We start from the raw sequence: 15,566 nt of genomic DNA on the forward strand, positions 1-15,566 counted from the left end.
GGCTCGCCCTACGGCGCCCCGCCCCCGCCCTACAGCGGCGATCCGTACGGTGGTGGACCCGGCGGCTACGGCGGGCAGGACCCGCTGGCCGGAATGCCTCCGCTCGCCGACGGCGGCAAGCGCGTGCTCGCCCGCATCATCGACATGATCCTGGTGGGCATCGTCGTCGGCCTGTTGTCGTGGCTGTTCGGCACGTCGGAGTACGACATCGACCCGGACAAGGTGAACACGGGCAAGTCGTTCGGCCAGTCGCTGCTGGCCGCCGTGCTCTACATCGCGTACGACAGCTTCATGATCTCCAAGACCGGGCAGACGCTCGGCAAGAAGTGGCTGGGGATGCGTGTCGCCAACCTCAACGACGGGGCCACGCCGACCCTGCAGACCGCGCTGGCCCGCGCGGCCGTCCTCTGGCTGCCGTTCGCGTTCTGCTGCGCCTGCGTCTGGACGGCGATCTGTGGCGGCTGGAGCTTCTTCGACAAGCCCTACAAGCAGGGCCTGCACGACAAGGCCGCCAAGACGGTGGTGGTCAGCGCGTAGGTTCGCGGACGGACTCGGCGAGCATGGCGCCGCGCTGCTCCGGGACGCGCCCTTCGGCGGAGGAGGCCACCGGAACGGAGCGCGCGGCGGACGCCGCGGGTTGTTTGGGCAACGGGACCGTCACGGCGACCAGTAAACCGAGGCCCAGCGCGGCCAGGGCTATCACCGCGATGCCGACTCCCGAAGCCGTCTGGGAGAGCAGGAGCATCGCGAGGGTCGAGAAGACGACGGTCACGGAACCGTAGGTGATCTGTGCGGTGGTCGGACGTGGCATGGGACGCGGCATGACGTGATCCGTCCTCGGCAGGGATCCCCCCACGGCTTTTGGCCAATGGGGGCGGATGCGGATATATGAACGGCTGTATACGAATCAAAGGGTGCCCGACGGCGACGACTTGGGATGTGCCGTCTCGCGCGGTAGCGCACCGTCGATTGGACTCTATTCCGCTGCATGCCCGACGGGAACGGGCGGTAAGCGTGACCTAACCCACGGTGCCGGAGCACAGGGGGCGCACGGGTTCACGACGTCCACCAAGTGGACCGTGGGGCGCACCTTTTGGCCTTCGCCGTGGGCAGTGCCCCGTGTCCGGATAGCGGTTCCGCGCGTCTGCATAGTGCACTTGGCCTGTTCAAGTCAAGGACTGTCTTTTCTCCCGTACTTCCGGTCGAATGTCGTCACTTGTGACGCGTACATCGCGCGCGGACCTCCTCCGACCGGGAATTTCGGTCCGCCATTTTCGCGCGGGCGCGGGGGAGGACAGCATCAAGTGACAGTCAGAACACGGACGTTCAGAGCCACCGCGGTGGCCGTGGCGGTGGCCGCGGCCGCCGCGACGTTCTCGGTGGCGACGGCTTCGGCCGAGGACGGCGCCTCGGGCAGGGCGCCGGCCGTTGACCGGCAGGACCCGTCGCGCCCCAAGGCGCAGGTCGACCACGACCTCGAGGGGCCGTTCAGCAAGCAGCAGGCGCAGCAGCGCAAGGCGGCCCTGCAGCAGGTCGTCGCGGGCGACGCCAAGGTGCAGAAGAAGGGCGCCTCCAAGGTCGTCAAGCTCGACGACAAGAAGTACGTCGAGCTGGGCCGGGAGAAGACCGACAAGATCTTCACGATCCTGGTGGAGTTCGGGGACAAGGTCGACGACACGACCATGTACGACCCGGACGGCCCCGAGGGCCCGGAGCAGCCGGTCAAGAAGTACGGCGGCAAGCCGGGACCGCTGCACAACAAGATAGCCAAGCCGGACCGTGCGAAGGACAACAGCACGGCCTGGCAGAAGGACTACGACCAGAAGCACTTCCAGGACCTGTACTTCGGAAAGGGCAAGGACTCCAAGGGCAAGGCGAAGCACTCGCTGAAGACCTACTACGAGAAGACCTCGTCCGGCCGTTACTCGGTCGACGGTGAGGTCTCCGACTGGGTCAAGGTCGAGAACAACGAGGCCCGCTACGGCTCGAACTACTGCGGCGACACCAACTGCCCGAACGTCTGGGACGCGGTCAAGGACGGCGTGACCGCCTGGGCCAAGGACCAGAAGGCGAAGGGCCGCACGGACGCGCAGATCAAGGCGGACCTGGCCAAGTACGACCAGTGGGACCGCTACGACTTCGACGGCGACGGCGACTTCAACGAGCCCGACGGCTACATCGACCACTTCCAGATCGTCCACGCGGGCGAGGACGAGTCGGCCGGCGGCGGCGCCGAGGGCGAGAACGCCCTGTGGGCGCACCGCTGGTACGCCTACGGCAACGACGCGGGCAACACCGGCCCCTCGAACAACAAGGCCGGCGGCACCCAGATCGGCGACACGGGCATCTGGGTCGGCGACTACACGATGCAGCCGGAGAACGGCGGCCTCGGCGTCTTCGCCCACGAGTACGGCCACGACCTGGGCCTGCCCGACCTGTACGACACCACGGGCAAGGGCGACAACTCGGTCGGCTTCTGGTCGCTGATGTCGGCCGGTTCCTGGCTCGGCACCGGCAAGGACGCCATCGGTGACATGCCGGGCGACATGACCGCCTGGGACAAGTTCCAGCTGGGCTGGCTCGACTACGCCAAGGCGAAGGCCGCGACGACGTCCGAGCACAAGCTGGGCGTCTCCGAGTACAACACCCGGCACCGCCAGGCGCTCGTCGTCGACCTGCCGAAGAAGTCCGTCACCACCAAGGTCGTGAAGCCCGCCGAGGGCGCCAAGCAGTGGTGGAGCGACCAGGGCGACGACCTCAAGAACACCCTGACGCGCTCGGTCGACCTGACCGGCAAGTCCAAGGCCGAGCTCTCGCTGCAGGGTTGGTGGGACATCGAGGCCAACTACGACTACCTCTACACCGAGGTGTCGACGGACGGCGGCGCCAACTGGAAGCCGGTGGACGGCACCGCGGACGGCAAGCCGATCACCCGTGACGCCGGCGACAAGCCCGCGTTGACCGGTGTCTCGGGCGCGTACAAGAAGCTGCTCTTCCCGCTCGACGCCTACGCGGGCAAGAAGGTCGACGTCCGCTTCCGTTACTCGACGGACGGTGGCGCGGGCGGCAAGGGCTTCGCGGCCGACGCGCTCGCGATCACCGCGGACGGCGCCAAGCTGTTCGAGGACGGCGCCGAGGGCGACGACAACGGCTGGGCGTCGAAGGGCTTTTCGCGCATCGGCGAGTCCTTCACCAAGAAGTACGACCAGTACTACCTCGCCGAGAACCGTCAGTACGTCTCGTACGACAAGACCCTTGAGGTCGGCCCGTACAACTTCGGTTCGAAGATCCGTCCCGACTGGGTGGAGCACTACCCGTACCAGACCGGCCTGATGGTCTGGCAGTGGGACACCTCGCAGAAGGACAACAACACCAGCGCCCACCCGGGCGAGGGTCTGATCCTTCCGGTCGACGCCCACGCGAAGCCGCTGAAGTGGAAGGACGGCACGGTTCTGCGCAACAAGATCCAGCCGTTCGACGCGCCCTTCAGCAAGTACGCGACCGACAAGGTGACGCTCCACAACGCGGACGTCGCGCTGAAGATCAAGTCCCAGAAGGGCGTCCCGGTCTTCGACGACCACAAGGGCACCTACTGGTACAAGGAGAACCCCACCGGAAGTGTCAAGGTCACTGACACCAACACTCAGATCAAGATCATCAAGCAGCCCAAGGACGGCTCGACGATCACGGTCCAGGTGGGTCCGTCTAAGAAGTAATTAGCGTTTTCGCAGGTCAAGCCATGATCGGCCGTCGCCCTCTAGCGGGCGGCGGCCGATCGTGTTTAGGTGCGTCCTGTGGATTTCTTATTGACGCGGGGTCCGGCCAGGGGTCTCGTGCGATGTCCCACGATGTCTCACGGGGGTGTGACCAAGCATGTCCGCAGGAGGTTTCTGCAAGCTGCCGAACGGCAGCGTGGTGGTGGCGCTGACCCTGCCGAACCCGTCGCCGGCCGGCGGCACGGTCAGGATGATCGTGCATGCCGTGAACCGCGCGAGGGCCCTGACGCGGCTGCGCAACCTGGGCCTGCGGGCGGTCTACCTCCGGGGCAACGCGGAACCACCGACTCCGGACGAGGTGACGGCCGTGCTGCACCATCCGGACGGCCTCATATGGCGCACGGCGCCGGATGACGCGGCGGAACTCTGGCACCCGATCCGGGCGCTGCGGCGACAGGGCCGCGCGCCCCGCTCCAGCGGGTCCGGGGTGCCGTTCTGAGGGCACCTCCGGCCGGGCGGTGAGCAGCACTGCCCAGGGGCGCGGGGAACTGCGCGACCGGCCCCCACCGGGCCGGTGGTCACACGACGGGCTTGCCCGTCAGCTCCACCCCGGCCGAGCGGAGCTCGGTCATCGCCGCCTCCGTGGTCGCCGCCGAGACCCCCGCCGTCAGGTCCAGGAGCACCGTGGCCCTGAACCCCTCCCGCGCCGCGTCGACCGCCGTGGCCCGGACGCAGTGGTCCGTCGCGATGCCCACCACGTCGACCTCGGTGATCTCCCGCTCGCGCAGCCACTCGGCCAGCGAGACCCCGTTCTCGTCGACGCCCTCGAAGCCGCTGTACGCCGCCGAGTACGCCCCCTTGTCGAAGACCGCGTCGATCGCGCCGGAGGCGACCGCGGGCGCGAAGTTCGGGTGGAAGCCGATGCCCTCCGTGCCCGCCACGCAGTGCGGCGGCCAGGAGTCGACGTAGTCGGGGTGGTCCGAGAAGTGGGCGCCGGGGTCGATGTGGTGGTCCCGGGTCGCCACCACGTGGCGGTAGCCCGCCGGGGCCTGGCCGATCAGCTCGGTGATCGCGGCGGCCACGTCCGCACCGCCGGCGACCGCGAGGCTGCCGCCTTCGCAGAAGTCGTTCTGCACGTCTACGACGATCAGGGCGCGGCGCATGGCGGGTGTCCTTCGGCTCGGCAGTACGGGGGGTGGTGGGGACGGCGGGGGACTCGGCCGGATGAACCGAGCGTAGAGACTTCAACCACGTTGTGGGAGGGGGCCACGGCGGGCCGGGCCGGTCCCTCCCCGCGATGTCAGACGTATTCCGTCGGAATGACCGCTTCGCCCCGTGACAGCTGGGTCGCCGAGAGGGGGAGCCCCGCGCGCGCGGCGGCGTGCCGGTCGCGGACCGCGTCCAGCGGCTCGCGGGCGACCACCTCGCCGCCCTTGACCAGCTCGACCAGGAGCTGCCGGTCGGCGAGCCCGGCCGGCACGGCGCCGGTGCCGACGACCTCGGCCTCGGCCACCCCGTACGCGTCGGTCCGGCGCGCGGCCCACTTGCGGCCGCCCAGGGACGACTTGGCGCCGAGCGACTTCTTCGCCACCGGCTCCAGGGCGGCGTCCGGGTCCGCCGAGTGCGCGCGGGCCACCAGCTTGTAGACCATGGAGCAGGTGGGGTGCCCCGAGCCGGTGACGAGCTGGGTGCCCACGCCGTACGCGTCGACGGGCGCCGCCGCGAGCGAGGCGATGGCGTACTCGTCGAGGTCGGAGGTCACGACGATCTTCGTCTCCGTCGCGCCGAGCTCGTCCAGCTGCTGGCGCACCCGGTGGGCGACGAGCAGCAGGTCGCCGGAGTCGATGCGGACCGCGCCGAGCTCGGGCCCGGCGACCTCGACGGCGGTGCGGACCGCCTCCGTCACGTCGTAGGTGTCCACGAGCAGCGTGGTGCCGCGGCCCAGCGATTCGACCTGGGCGCGGAACGCGTCGCGTTCGTTGTCGTGCAGCAGGGTGAAGGCGTGGGCGCTGGTGCCGACGGTCGGGATGTCGTAGCGGAAGCCCGCGGCCAGGTCCGAGGTGGTGGCGAAGCCGCCGACGTACGCGGCGCGGGAGGCGGCGACGGCCGCCAGCTCGTGGGTGCGGCGCGCGCCCATCTCGATCAGCGGGCGGCCGCCTGCGGCCGAGGACATGCGGGAGGCGGCGGCCGCGATGGCCGAGTCGTGGTTGAGGATGGAGAGGATCACCGTCTCCAGGAGCACGCACTCCGCGAAGGACCCCTCGACCCGCAGGATCGGCGAGCCGGGGAAGTAGACCTCGCCCTCGGGGTAGCCCCAGATGTCGCCGCCGAAGCGGTAGCCGGAGAGCCATTCGAGGGTCGGCTCGTCGACGATCTCGCGCTCGCGCAGGAAGCCGAGGACGTCGGCGTCGAAGCGGAAGTTCTCCACGGCGTCCAGGACCCGGCCCGTTCCGGCCACCACTCCGTAGCGGCGGCCTTCGGGGAGTCTGCGGGTGAAGACCTCGAAGACGGAGCGCCGGTCGCCGGTGCCGGCCCGCAGCGCGGCCTGCAGCATCGTCAGCTCGTACTGGTCCGTGAAGAGCGCTGTCGAGGGAACATCCACCGGCAGGCCAAGGTCCGCTGTGTTCATACGAGGGATGCTACCCCCAATCTCGTCACTCTGACGATTTCGAAGGGCGCGCGAGAGGCCATTTGTGCGAGGGCCCCTTCGGGGTGGCAGCATGGGGCAGGTGAGTACGGCTCCCGCAGAGATCACCCGCCCGGAATCGGACGAAGAGGCGCTCGTCGTCCCCGAGCCGGACGTCCCCTGGATCACCCTCGTGCACAACGACCCGGTCAATTTGATGAGTTACGTGACGTATGTGTTCCAGACGTACTTCGGGTACTCGAAGGAGAAGGCCACGAAGCTGATGATGGACGTCCATCAGAAGGGCCGCGCGGTCGTCTCCAGCGGCAGCCGCGAGGAGATGGAGCGCGACGTGCAGGCCATGCACGGGTACGGGCTCTGGGCCACCCTTCAGCAGGACCGCAAGTAGCGGACCGGACGCAGCGGACCGGAAGTAGCGACGCATCTGATGCCAGGACAATTCGAACCGATTCCCGGGGGCGGCGCGGCCGTCGCGCTCGACGAGGTCGAGATCTCGATCATCCGCTCCCTCGCCGTGCAGCTCCTGGAGCTGATCGGTCCGGGTCCCGGCGGCGAGGTCTCCGACGACCCGCTCGCGGAGCTCTTCGCCGAAGGGCCCAGCGAGCCGCCCGCCGATCCGGTGATGCAGCGCCTGCTGCCCGACGCGTACGGCGGCCCGGGTAGCGAGGGCGGCGCGAGCGACGCGGACGAACTGCGGGCGTATTCGGCGGAATTCCGGCGGTTCACGGAGAACGACCTGCGGGCCAAGAAGCGTGACGACGCCCTGGTCGTGATCCGCTCGCTCGACTCGATGGCGCCGTCGGGCGAGGGCGGAGCTGTCCTGAAACTGTCGGTCGAGGAGTCCCGGAACTGGCTGGGAGCCCTCAACGACCTCCGCCTCGCGATCGGCACGCGCCTTGAGGTGAGCGACGAAGAGGACGCCGATCTGCTCTACCGCCTCCCGGACTCCGACCCCCGCAAGCCGATGGTGATGGCCTACCTCTGGCTCGGCGGACTGCAGGAAACGCTGGTCGGGACGTTGCTGGACTGATTCCGGGCAAGAATCCGTGCAGAATGCAGCGAAATTTGTTGTAGTGGACAGGTTCCGTTCGCTCCGCGGGTGGTTCGCTCAGCGGAGCCTCAAATCCGGATAACGATCCCATCAAGTCATTGCCCGGCTTTGCGGTGTCAAGGGTGCTTTGTCCGCTTCTCCTTGTGGTGTGCACCACAAGTGGCTCATTCCCTCACTGTTGCCACCGTGATAAATCTTCACGACCGCTCGGCGACGCCACCCATGTCGCCGAGGGCGCTTCAGCCGGCAGACCGCCGGTAGCACTCCATCCATATCCGGGGGGATCAGGACCTGATCCGCAGCCACAACGCAGATGTGCGGGCGCGGATCAGCATGGAGAAAGGCGTCACCATGACCTCAGTGCAGGTCGAAGAGCACCACGACGGGCACGACGGCAATGGGGTCGTGCACGGCTCGTCCGGCGAGGGCGAGGGATACCAGCGCGGGCTCGGAGCCCGGCAGATCCAGATGATCGCGATCGGCGGTGCCATCGGCACCGGCCTGTTCCTCGGCGCGGGCAAGGCCATCCACAAGGCCGGACCGAGCCTCATCCTGGCGTACGCCATCGCGGGCCTCGTCATCTTCTTCATCATGCGGGCGCTCGGCGAGCTCCTCATGTACCGGCCCGTGTCCGGCTCCTTCTCGGAGTACGCACGCGAGTTCATGGGCCCGTTCTTCGGATTCGTGACCGGCTGGACGTACTGGCTCTTCTGGGTCGTCACCGGCATCACCGAAGTGACCGCGGCCGCCCAGTACATGCAGTACTGGACCCACGACTCATTCCCGCAATGGGCCTACGCGCTGGTCTTCACGGTCATCCTGTACGGCGCGAACCTCATCTCCGTGAAGCTCTTCGGTGAGCTGGAGTTCTGGTTCTCGATGGTCAAGGTCACCGCGATCATCGGCATGATCCTGATCTGCGTCGGCATCCTCACCATCGGCTTCTCCGACGCCGGTGACACCGCCTCCGTGGCCCACCTGTGGAACCAGGGCGGCTTCTTCCCCAACGGCATCGGCTCCACGCTGATGACCCTGCAGATCGTGATGTTCGCCTTCCTCGCCGTCGAGCTGGTCGGCGTCACCGCGGGCGAGTCCAAGGACCCGAAGACCGTCCTGCCCAAGGCCATCAACACCGTGCCGTGGCGCATCGCCGTCTTCTACGTCGGCGCGCTGATCATGATCCTCTCGGTCGTCCCGTGGACCTCCTTCAAGCCCGGCGTCTCGCCGTTCGTCGCGGCCTTCGAGGAGATGGGTCTCGGCGTCGGCGCCGCGATCGTGAACTTCGTGGTCCTCACCGCCGCGCTCTCCTCCTGCAACTCCGGCATGTACTCCACCGGCCGCATGCTGCGCGACCTGGCGATGAACGGCCAGGGCCCCAAGTTCTTCACCAAGCTCACGAAGAACGGCCTGCCGCTGATCGGCACCACGGCCTCCGCCGCGTTCATGCTGGTCGGCGTCTGGATCAACTACCAGTGGCCGGGCGAGGCGTTCAACTACGTCGTCTCCTTCGCGACCATCTCCGGCATGTGGGCCTGGATCATGATCCTGGCCTGTCAGATCCGCTACCGCCGCAAGGCCGACCGCGGCGAGCTGCCGCAGTCCACCTTCCGGGCCCCGGGCGCCCCGTACACCAGCTGGTTCGCCCTGCTCTTCATCGGCATGGTCATCGTGATGATGGGCGTCGACAAGGACGCGCGGATCTCGCTGTACGCCGCTCCGGTCTGGGCCGCGATCCTCACGGTGTCGTACCTGGTCCTGAAGAGCCGCAACCCGCAGGCCGCGGCGTTCAACAAGCAGAAGGTCGGCGCCTCCGGCGGCGTCTCCTCGGGCGACTCCCTCTCCAAGGACTGAGGCTCCCCAAGGCCCCTGTCCAGCATTCGGGCCCGCGCGTACCACACTTCGGTACGCGCGGGCCCCTCTGCTTATCCTGGCTGCCATGCTGACCATCACCCAGGCCCTCCACGACCAGATCGTCGCGCACGCGCGCAAGGACCACCCCGACGAGGCGTGCGGCGTGGTCGCGGGCCCGGAGGGCACCGGACGTCCCGAGCGGTTCATCCCGATGCTGAACGCCGCGCGCTCGCCCACGTTCTACGAGTTCGACTCGGGTGACCTGCTCAAGCTCTACCGTGAGATGGACGACCGCGACGAGGAGCCGGTGATCGTCTACCACTCGCACACCGCCACCGAGGCGTACCCCTCGCGCACCGACATCACCTACGCCAACGAGCCCGGCGCGCACTACGTCCTGGTCTCCACGGCGGACACCGACGACGCGGGCCCCTTCCAGTTCCGCTCGTACCGGATCGTGGACGGCGAGGTCACCGAGGAAGAAGTAAAGGTCGTCGAGGCATACTGAGCTTTACTCAAGAGGGCGGCAGGAGCCAGGAAGCCGGTGCGAACCCGGCACGGTCCCGCCACTGTGACCCCGTCCCCCCGGCAGGCGCCGGCCGGGACGGGGGAGTCAGGAACTGACCTGCCGTCCTCCTCCGTGCAACGCAGGGGACGCGGAAATCCCCTGGAGGAGGCAGTTCAGCCATGTCCCGCCCGATACGCGCCCTGGCCGCCGCGGCCCTGCTCGTCCCGCTCGCCGCGTGCTCCTCGTCGGACTCAGGCGGTGACACGAAGCCCGCCGCCAAGGCCGCCGGATTCCCGTACACCGTCACCAACTGCGGTGTGAAGACGACGTACGACGCACCGCCGAAGCGTGCCGTCACGATGAACCAGCACACCACCGAGGTGATGCTGGAACTCGGCCTGAAGGACCACCTCGCGGGCACGGCCTACCTCGACGACAAGGTCCTGCCGAAGTACGAGAAGGCGTACGACTCCGTCCCCGTGCTCGCCAAGGAGTACCCCTCCTACGAGAAGCTGCTCGCCGCCAACCCCGACTACGTGTACGGCGGATACGCGAGCGCCTTCCTCGCGGGCGACGGCCGCAGCCGATCCGCGCTCGCCAAGTCCGGCATCGACAGCCGCCTCAACGTCGAGGGCTGCGCGAAGCGGCCCGTCTCCATGGACGACGTCTACCGCGAGGTCCGCGAGGTCGGCTCCACCTTCGGGGTGCGGGCCCGCGCGGACAAGTGGGTCAGCGGCGCGCAGCGCGAACTCGCTGCCACCGCCGAGAGGGCGAAGGGGAAGAAGCCCTCCTCCGTCTTCGTCTACGACAGCGGCGACAAGACCGCGTTCACGGCGGGCGGCCGCGGCATCGGCAACGACATCATCAAGAGGGCGGGCGGCCGCAACGTCTTCGCCCACGTGGACAAGTCCTTCAGCGACGCCTCCTGGGAGTCCGTCGTGAAGAACAGGCCCGAGACCATCCTGATCCTCGACTACGGCGCCACGACCGTCGCCCAGAAGAAGAAGCGCCTCCTCGACGACCCGGTCCTCCAGGACGTCCCTGCCGTCAAGAACAAGCGCTTCGCGGTGCTGCCGCTGTCGGACATGGTCACAGGAGTACGAGCACCCGAGGCGGTGAGGAAGCTGGCGGCGCAGCTGTGAGCGGCCAGCACACCCAGCTGCGGGAGAGCAGGCCCGCGGGGCAGGGTTCCCTGCCCGTCCGGCGTTCGACGACGAGCCCGAAGGGCGATCGGCGGAGCTCAGGGGGGCGGCGCCTGGCCGTCGTGGCGGTGCTCGCCGTCGCCCTCGCCGCCGCGACGCTCGCCGGACTGGCCCTCGGTTCCGTCCGCATCCCCACCGCCGACGTCCTGGACATCCTCACGGGCCGCGCGGACCCCTCCCCGTTCCGCACCATCGTGCTGGACGTGCGGCTCCCGCGGGTCATCCTCGGAGCCACCGTCGGAGCGGGCCTCGCCGTCATCGGCACCGTTCTGCAGGCACTCGTCCGCAACCCCCTCGCCGACCCGTTCCTGCTCGGCGTCTCCTCGGGCGCCTCCGTCGGCGCGGTCTGCGCGATCGTGCTCGGCTCCGTGTTCGGCCTCGGCGCCGCCCTGTCGACCACCGTCACCATCCCGGCCGCCTCCTTCGTGGGCGCCCTGATCTCCCTGATCCTCGTCTACGCCCTCGCACGCGGCGGCAGCGGCGGCTTCGCCACCGGCAGGCTGATCCTCGCGGGCGTCGCCGTCTCGTACATCCTGACCGCCCTGACCAGCCTCATCCTGGTCACCGCCGACAGCGCGGACCACCTCAAGGAGGTCCTGTACTGGACGCTCGGCGGCCTCGGCAGCGCCCGCTGGGACATGCTCGCCCTGCCCTGCGCCACCCTGGCCGTCGGCACGGCCCTCCTGATGTCCCTGGCCCGCCCCCTCGACCTGCTCCTCGCCGGTGAGGAGGGCGCCACCGTCCTCGGTCTGGACGCCGTCCGGTTCCGCGTCGGCGTCTTCGTCCTCGCCTCGCTCCTCACCGGCGTCCTGGTCGCCTACAGCGGGGCCATCGGATTCGTCGGCCTGATGGTGCCGCACGCCGCCCGCATGCTGGTCGGGGCCGCGCACCGCGCGCTGCTCCCGGTCGTCGCGCTGATGGGCGCGGTCTTCCTGGTCGCCGCCGACCTCGCCGCGCGCACCGTCGCCGCGCCGCAGGACATCCCCGTCGGCGTGCTCACCGCGCTCACCGGCGGCCCGTTCTTCCTGTGGCTGCTGAGGCGACGCAACGAAGGAGTACCGGCATGACCCAGCCTCCGGCCGACGGTGAACTGCGCACCGAGAGCCTCTCGTACGAGGTCGACGGCAGGCTCCTCGTGGACGCCGTCGACCTCACCGCCGCCCCCGGCGAGACCGTCGGCGTCGTCGGCCCCAACGGCAGCGGCAAGACGACGCTGCTCCGCTGCGTGTACGGCACGCTGCGCCCCACCGGCGGCCGCGCCCTCCTCGACGGCGACGACCTGCACACCATGACCCCCAAGGCGCGCGCCCGGCGCCTGGCCACGGTGCCGCAGGACGGCCAGGCGGCGTTCGAGCTGACCGTCCGGCAGGTGGTCGCCATGGGCCGCTCCCCGCACAAGCGGTTCTGGGAGGCGGACACCGCGGCTGACGACGAGCTCGTCGAGGCGGCGCTCGCCCGGGTCGGCGTCCAGGAGCTGGCCCACCGCACCTTCCCCTCGCTCTCCGGCGGCGAGCGCCAGCGCGCCCTGGTGGCCCGCGCGCTGGTCCAGGAGCCGACCCTCGTCGTCCTGGACGAGCCCACCAACCACCTGGACATCCGCTACCAGCTGGAGATCCTCTCCTTCGTCCGGGACCTGGGCACCACGAACCTCCTGGCCCTGCACGACCTGAACCTTGCCGCGTACTACTGCGACCGCCTCTACGTCCTCGACGGCGGCCGCCTCGTGGCCTCCGGGGCGCCGAAGGAGGTCCTCACCGCCGAGCTGCTCGCCACCGTGTACGGCGTGACGGCCGAGGTCAGCACGCATCCGCTGACCGGTGCCCCGACCGTCGTCTATCTGCCGCCGCCCGCATCCTGAACGGATGCCGTCCATCAGCTGAGATCACATTCCGGGATCCGGACCGGGAATCGATACGATGACCGCATGGTTCCCCATGACGTGAGCGAAGAGACGCCGAGCGCACTGCTGCTCGTTGCGCGGCTGCACGTCGACCTGTGCCGCCTCGCCAGCGACATCTGTACCCGCTGAACCGGCCCGCCGCACGGCCGCGGGCCGCGGCGCCGCACCTCCGTGCACCCGGCGTACCACCGCAAGCAGAGCGCCGCCGCGCGCCCACCACCTGCACTTCTCGACTCCCGACAGGAGCCCTCAGCATGGCCATCGAGGTCCGCATCCCGACCATCCTCCGCACCTACACCGACGGCGCCAAGGCCGTCGAGGGCAGCGGGGACACCCTCGCCGAGCTCTTCACCGACCTCGACTCGCGGCACGCGGGCATCGCCGAGCGCATTGTGGACGACGGCAAGCTGCGCCGTTTCGTGAACGTGTACCTCAACGACGAGGACGTCCGCTTCCTCGACGGCATCTCCACGAAGCTCGCCGACGGCGACAGCGTCACGATCCTGCCGGCCGTCGCCGGCGGCATGGTCTAGGCCCGATCCCGGATGCCTCGCTACGACTCCCCGCTCGCCGCGGTCGGCAACACGCCGCTCGTACGCCTGCCGCGGCTCTCCCCTTCGGAAGACGTCCGCATCTGGGCCAAGCTGGAGGACCGCAACCCGACCGGCTCCATCAAGGACCGGCCCGCCCTCCACATGGTCGAACAGGCCGAGAAGGACGGCCGGTTGACGCCCGGCTGCACGATCCTGGAGCCGACCTCCGGCAACACCGGCATCTCGCTCGCCATGGCGGCCAAGCTCAAGGGCTACCGCATCGTGTGCGTCATGCCGGAGAACACCTCGCAGGAGCGGCGCGACCTGCTCGCCATGTGGGGCGCCGAGATCATCTCGTCCCCGGCGGCGGGCGGCTCCAACACCGCGGTCCGGGTGGCCAAGGAGCTGTCGGCCGAGCACCCGGACTGGGTGATGCTCTACCAGTACGGCAACCCCGACAACGCGGGTGCCCACTACGCCACGACCGGCCCGGAGATCCTCACCGACCTCCCGTCGATCACCCACTTCGTGGCGGGCCTCGGCACCACCGGCACCCTCATGGGCGTCGGCCGCTACCTGCGCGAGCAGAAGCCGGACATCAAGGTCGTCGCCGCCGAGCCGCGCTACGACGACCTCGTCTACGGCCTGCGCAACCTCGACGAGGGCTTCGTCCCCGAGCTGTACGACGCCTCCGTCCTGACCACCCGCTTCTCCGTCGGCTCGGCCGACGCCGTGACGCGCACCCGGGAACTCCTCCAGCAGGAGGGCATCTTCGCGGGCGTCTCCACGGGGGCCGCGCTGCACGCCGCGATCGGCGTGGGCAAGAAGGCGGTCAAGGCGGGGGAGCCCGCCGACATCGTCTTCGTCGTCGCCGACGGAGGCTGGAAGTACCTGTCGACGGGCGTCTACACCGCGACGACGACCGAGGCGGCCATCGAGACGCTGCAGGGCCAGCTCTGGGCGTAGGGCTCCGGCCGCCCCGGGGGACCGTTCCTCACCGGCTCCGCCGAGTCCGACCTCAAACGCCGGACGGGCTCGATACGCCGCTGCCCGGGCTGGAGAACCAGCCCGGGCAGCGGCATCCCGGGGCTCAGCCCGCCAGGTACTTCACCTGATCCCACAACACCGGATCCACCACCCCCGCCCTGCGCCGGAACTCCCACACCGGCACGTCCCGCAACTCGTCCGTCTCCAGGAAGCTCGCGCGGCCCTCCACGTCGCCCACCGCACCCGGCGGCAGCGGAATCACCCCGGCCCGCTCGTCGTGGTACTTGCTGGTGATCTTCGCGACCAGCGCCCGGTCCCCGTGCACCGACAGGACCAGACACGGCCGGTCCTTCCCGCCCGGACCGTCCTCGTACGGCACCCGCGCCCACCAGATCTCGGCGGGCCGAGGCGCCTGCGAGCGCCCCCGGGGGCCCCGCGGCGGCCGGGTCCCGCCCGGCGGCCGGGAACTCCGCTTACGGGGTCCGCGCCCCCAGCCGTCCACCAGTGTGACGACGAGCGCGAGCACCAGCACTGCGGCCAGCGCGAGCCACCACGACGTGTCCATGCACACGACGGTACCGGCGCGCATCCCGCACCGCCTGCCGCTTCCCCCCGGTCCCACAAGCCCCCCGAACCGGTGACAGTGCAGGTGAGTTCCCCCACAACGGCCCGCGACGGAGGAGCGACCAGGCCTTTTGCGCCTTACGCTCGACGGACCGCACACTCCCCAGCTCTCCTGCCAGCGCGGAGGTTCCAGCTTCATGAAGCTCACCGTCGTCGGCTGCTCGGGGTCGTTTCCCTCCGCGGACTCGGCCTGCTCGAGCTACCTCGTCGAGGCCGACGGCTTCCGGTTGCTGCTCGACATGGGCAACGGCGCCCTCGGCGAGCTGCAGCGCCACATCGGTCTGTACGACCTCGACGCGATCTTCCTCAGCCATCTGCACGCCGATCACTGCATCGACATGTGCGCGTACTTCGTGGCCCGCTACTACCGCCACGAGGGCGGCCGCTGCGCCCCCATCCCGGTCTACGGCCCCGAGGGCACCGAGCAGCGCCTCACCACCGCGTACGCCGACACGCCCTCCGCGTCCTCGATGAGCGAGGTCTTCGACTTCCACACGGTCAAGCCCGCCTCGTTCGACATCGGCCCGTTCTCGGTGCGCACCGAGAA

Annotated in this window: 18 protein-coding genes and 1 riboswitch; of the genes, 14 read left to right on the forward strand and 4 right to left on the reverse strand. The window is 69.4% G+C overall.

The window, feature by feature from the left end; translation table 11 throughout:
- Nucleotides 1-537 (forward strand): RDD family protein (locus AOK03_RS26255; protein WP_055567817.1); only part of this gene is annotated, 537 nt, incomplete at its 5' end.
- Here AOK03_RS26255 and AOK03_RS26260 read toward each other — a convergent pair.
- The gene (locus AOK03_RS26260; protein ID WP_055567829.1) at nucleotides 527-811 is read right to left on the reverse strand and encodes a hypothetical protein; all 285 of its coding nucleotides are present in this window, start codon (nucleotides 809-811) and stop codon (nucleotides 527-529) included. The genes AOK03_RS26255 and AOK03_RS26260 overlap by 11 nt on opposite strands.
- Before the next feature lie 493 nt (nucleotides 812-1,304).
- Between AOK03_RS26260 and AOK03_RS26265 the strand changes: the two genes are divergently transcribed.
- Together AOK03_RS26265 and AOK03_RS26270 are read left to right on the forward strand one after the other, a co-directional pair.
- A complete protein-coding gene (locus AOK03_RS26265) occupies nucleotides 1,305-3,716 on the forward strand; it encodes an immune inhibitor A domain-containing protein (RefSeq protein ID WP_055567818.1) in 2,412 nt (803 codons plus the stop codon).
- 157 nt (nucleotides 3,717-3,873) lie between these two features.
- Nucleotides 3,874-4,215, forward strand: coding sequence for a hypothetical protein (locus AOK03_RS26270; RefSeq protein WP_055567819.1), 342 nt, complete (start codon nucleotides 3,874-3,876; stop codon nucleotides 4,213-4,215).
- 79 nt (nucleotides 4,216-4,294) lie between these two features.
- On the opposite strand, the gene AOK03_RS26275 is transcribed toward AOK03_RS26270, so the two are convergent.
- Both AOK03_RS26275 and AOK03_RS26280 read right to left on the reverse strand, forming a co-directional pair.
- Complete coding sequence (locus AOK03_RS26275; RefSeq protein WP_055567820.1) at nucleotides 4,295-4,879, reverse strand: isochorismatase family protein; 585 nt, start codon at nucleotides 4,877-4,879, stop codon at nucleotides 4,295-4,297.
- A 137-nt stretch (nucleotides 4,880-5,016) separates the two neighbouring features.
- A complete protein-coding gene (locus AOK03_RS26280) occupies nucleotides 5,017-6,345 on the reverse strand; it encodes a nicotinate phosphoribosyltransferase (RefSeq protein ID WP_055567821.1) in 1,329 nt (442 codons plus the stop codon).
- Between the two features lie 91 nt (nucleotides 6,346-6,436).
- Between AOK03_RS26280 and clpS the strand changes: the two genes are divergently transcribed.
- The 10 genes from clpS (at nucleotide 6,437) to AOK03_RS26325 (ending at nucleotide 14,374) form a co-directional block, all read left to right on the forward strand.
- Nucleotides 6,437-6,751 carry an ATP-dependent Clp protease adapter ClpS gene (gene clpS / locus AOK03_RS26285; protein ID WP_055567822.1) on the forward strand — a complete coding sequence of 105 codons (315 nt, stop codon included), beginning with the start codon at nucleotides 6,437-6,439 and terminating at the stop codon, nucleotides 6,749-6,751.
- A 39-nt stretch (nucleotides 6,752-6,790) separates the two neighbouring features.
- The gene (locus AOK03_RS26290; protein WP_055567823.1) at nucleotides 6,791-7,393 is read left to right on the forward strand and encodes a DUF2017 domain-containing protein; all 603 of its coding nucleotides are present in this window, start codon (nucleotides 6,791-6,793) and stop codon (nucleotides 7,391-7,393) included.
- A gap of 372 nt (nucleotides 7,394-7,765) precedes the next feature.
- On the forward strand, nucleotides 7,766-9,265 hold the full coding sequence (locus AOK03_RS26295) for an amino acid permease (RefSeq protein ID WP_055567830.1): 1,500 nt from the start codon (nucleotides 7,766-7,768) through the stop codon (nucleotides 9,263-9,265).
- An 85-nt stretch (nucleotides 9,266-9,350) separates the two neighbouring features.
- Nucleotides 9,351-9,773, forward strand: coding sequence for a M67 family metallopeptidase (locus tag AOK03_RS41270; RefSeq protein ID WP_055567824.1), 423 nt, complete (start codon nucleotides 9,351-9,353; stop codon nucleotides 9,771-9,773).
- A 3-nt stretch (nucleotides 9,774-9,776) separates the two neighbouring features.
- Nucleotides 9,777-9,908, forward strand: a riboswitch (cobalamin riboswitch).
- A 44-nt stretch (nucleotides 9,909-9,952) separates the two neighbouring features.
- Nucleotides 9,953-10,915, forward strand: coding sequence for an ABC transporter substrate-binding protein (locus AOK03_RS26305; RefSeq protein ID WP_055567825.1), 963 nt, complete (start codon nucleotides 9,953-9,955; stop codon nucleotides 10,913-10,915).
- 113 nt (nucleotides 10,916-11,028) lie between these two features.
- On the forward strand, nucleotides 11,029-12,042 hold the full coding sequence (locus tag AOK03_RS26310) for a FecCD family ABC transporter permease (protein ID WP_055567831.1): 1,014 nt from the start codon (nucleotides 11,029-11,031) through the stop codon (nucleotides 12,040-12,042).
- Nucleotides 12,039-12,833 carry an ABC transporter ATP-binding protein gene (locus AOK03_RS26315; RefSeq protein ID WP_055567826.1) on the forward strand — a complete coding sequence of 265 codons (795 nt, stop codon included), beginning with the start codon at nucleotides 12,039-12,041 and terminating at the stop codon, nucleotides 12,831-12,833. The genes AOK03_RS26310 and AOK03_RS26315 overlap by 4 nt, the downstream gene beginning before the upstream one ends.
- 66 nt (nucleotides 12,834-12,899) lie before the next feature.
- On the forward strand, nucleotides 12,900-13,004 hold the full coding sequence (locus AOK03_RS45030; protein ID WP_341845826.1) for a putative leader peptide: 105 nt from the start codon (nucleotides 12,900-12,902) through the stop codon (nucleotides 13,002-13,004).
- Between the two features lie 125 nt (nucleotides 13,005-13,129).
- Nucleotides 13,130-13,408: a MoaD/ThiS family protein gene (locus tag AOK03_RS26320; protein ID WP_055567827.1), complete on the forward strand. Its 279-nt coding sequence runs from the start codon at nucleotides 13,130-13,132 to the stop codon at nucleotides 13,406-13,408.
- Between the two features lie 12 nt (nucleotides 13,409-13,420).
- Nucleotides 13,421-14,374 carry a PLP-dependent cysteine synthase family protein gene (locus tag AOK03_RS26325; RefSeq protein WP_055567828.1) on the forward strand — a complete coding sequence of 318 codons (954 nt, stop codon included), beginning with the start codon at nucleotides 13,421-13,423 and terminating at the stop codon, nucleotides 14,372-14,374.
- Between the two features lie 124 nt (nucleotides 14,375-14,498).
- Here the strand turns inward: AOK03_RS26325 and AOK03_RS26330 are convergent, their stop codons facing one another.
- Nucleotides 14,499-14,960: a type II toxin-antitoxin system PemK/MazF family toxin gene (locus tag AOK03_RS26330; RefSeq protein ID WP_055567832.1), complete on the reverse strand. Its 462-nt coding sequence runs from the start codon at nucleotides 14,958-14,960 to the stop codon at nucleotides 14,499-14,501.
- Between the two features lie 196 nt (nucleotides 14,961-15,156).
- Here AOK03_RS26330 and AOK03_RS26335 point away from each other — a divergent pair.
- Nucleotides 15,157-15,566 (forward strand): MBL fold metallo-hydrolase (locus tag AOK03_RS26335; RefSeq protein ID WP_157869088.1); only part of this gene is annotated, 410 nt, incomplete at its 3' end.

The organism is Streptomyces atriruber, assembly GCF_001418325.1.
GTDB lineage: Bacteria > Actinomycetota > Actinomycetes > Streptomycetales > Streptomycetaceae > Streptomyces > Streptomyces atriruber.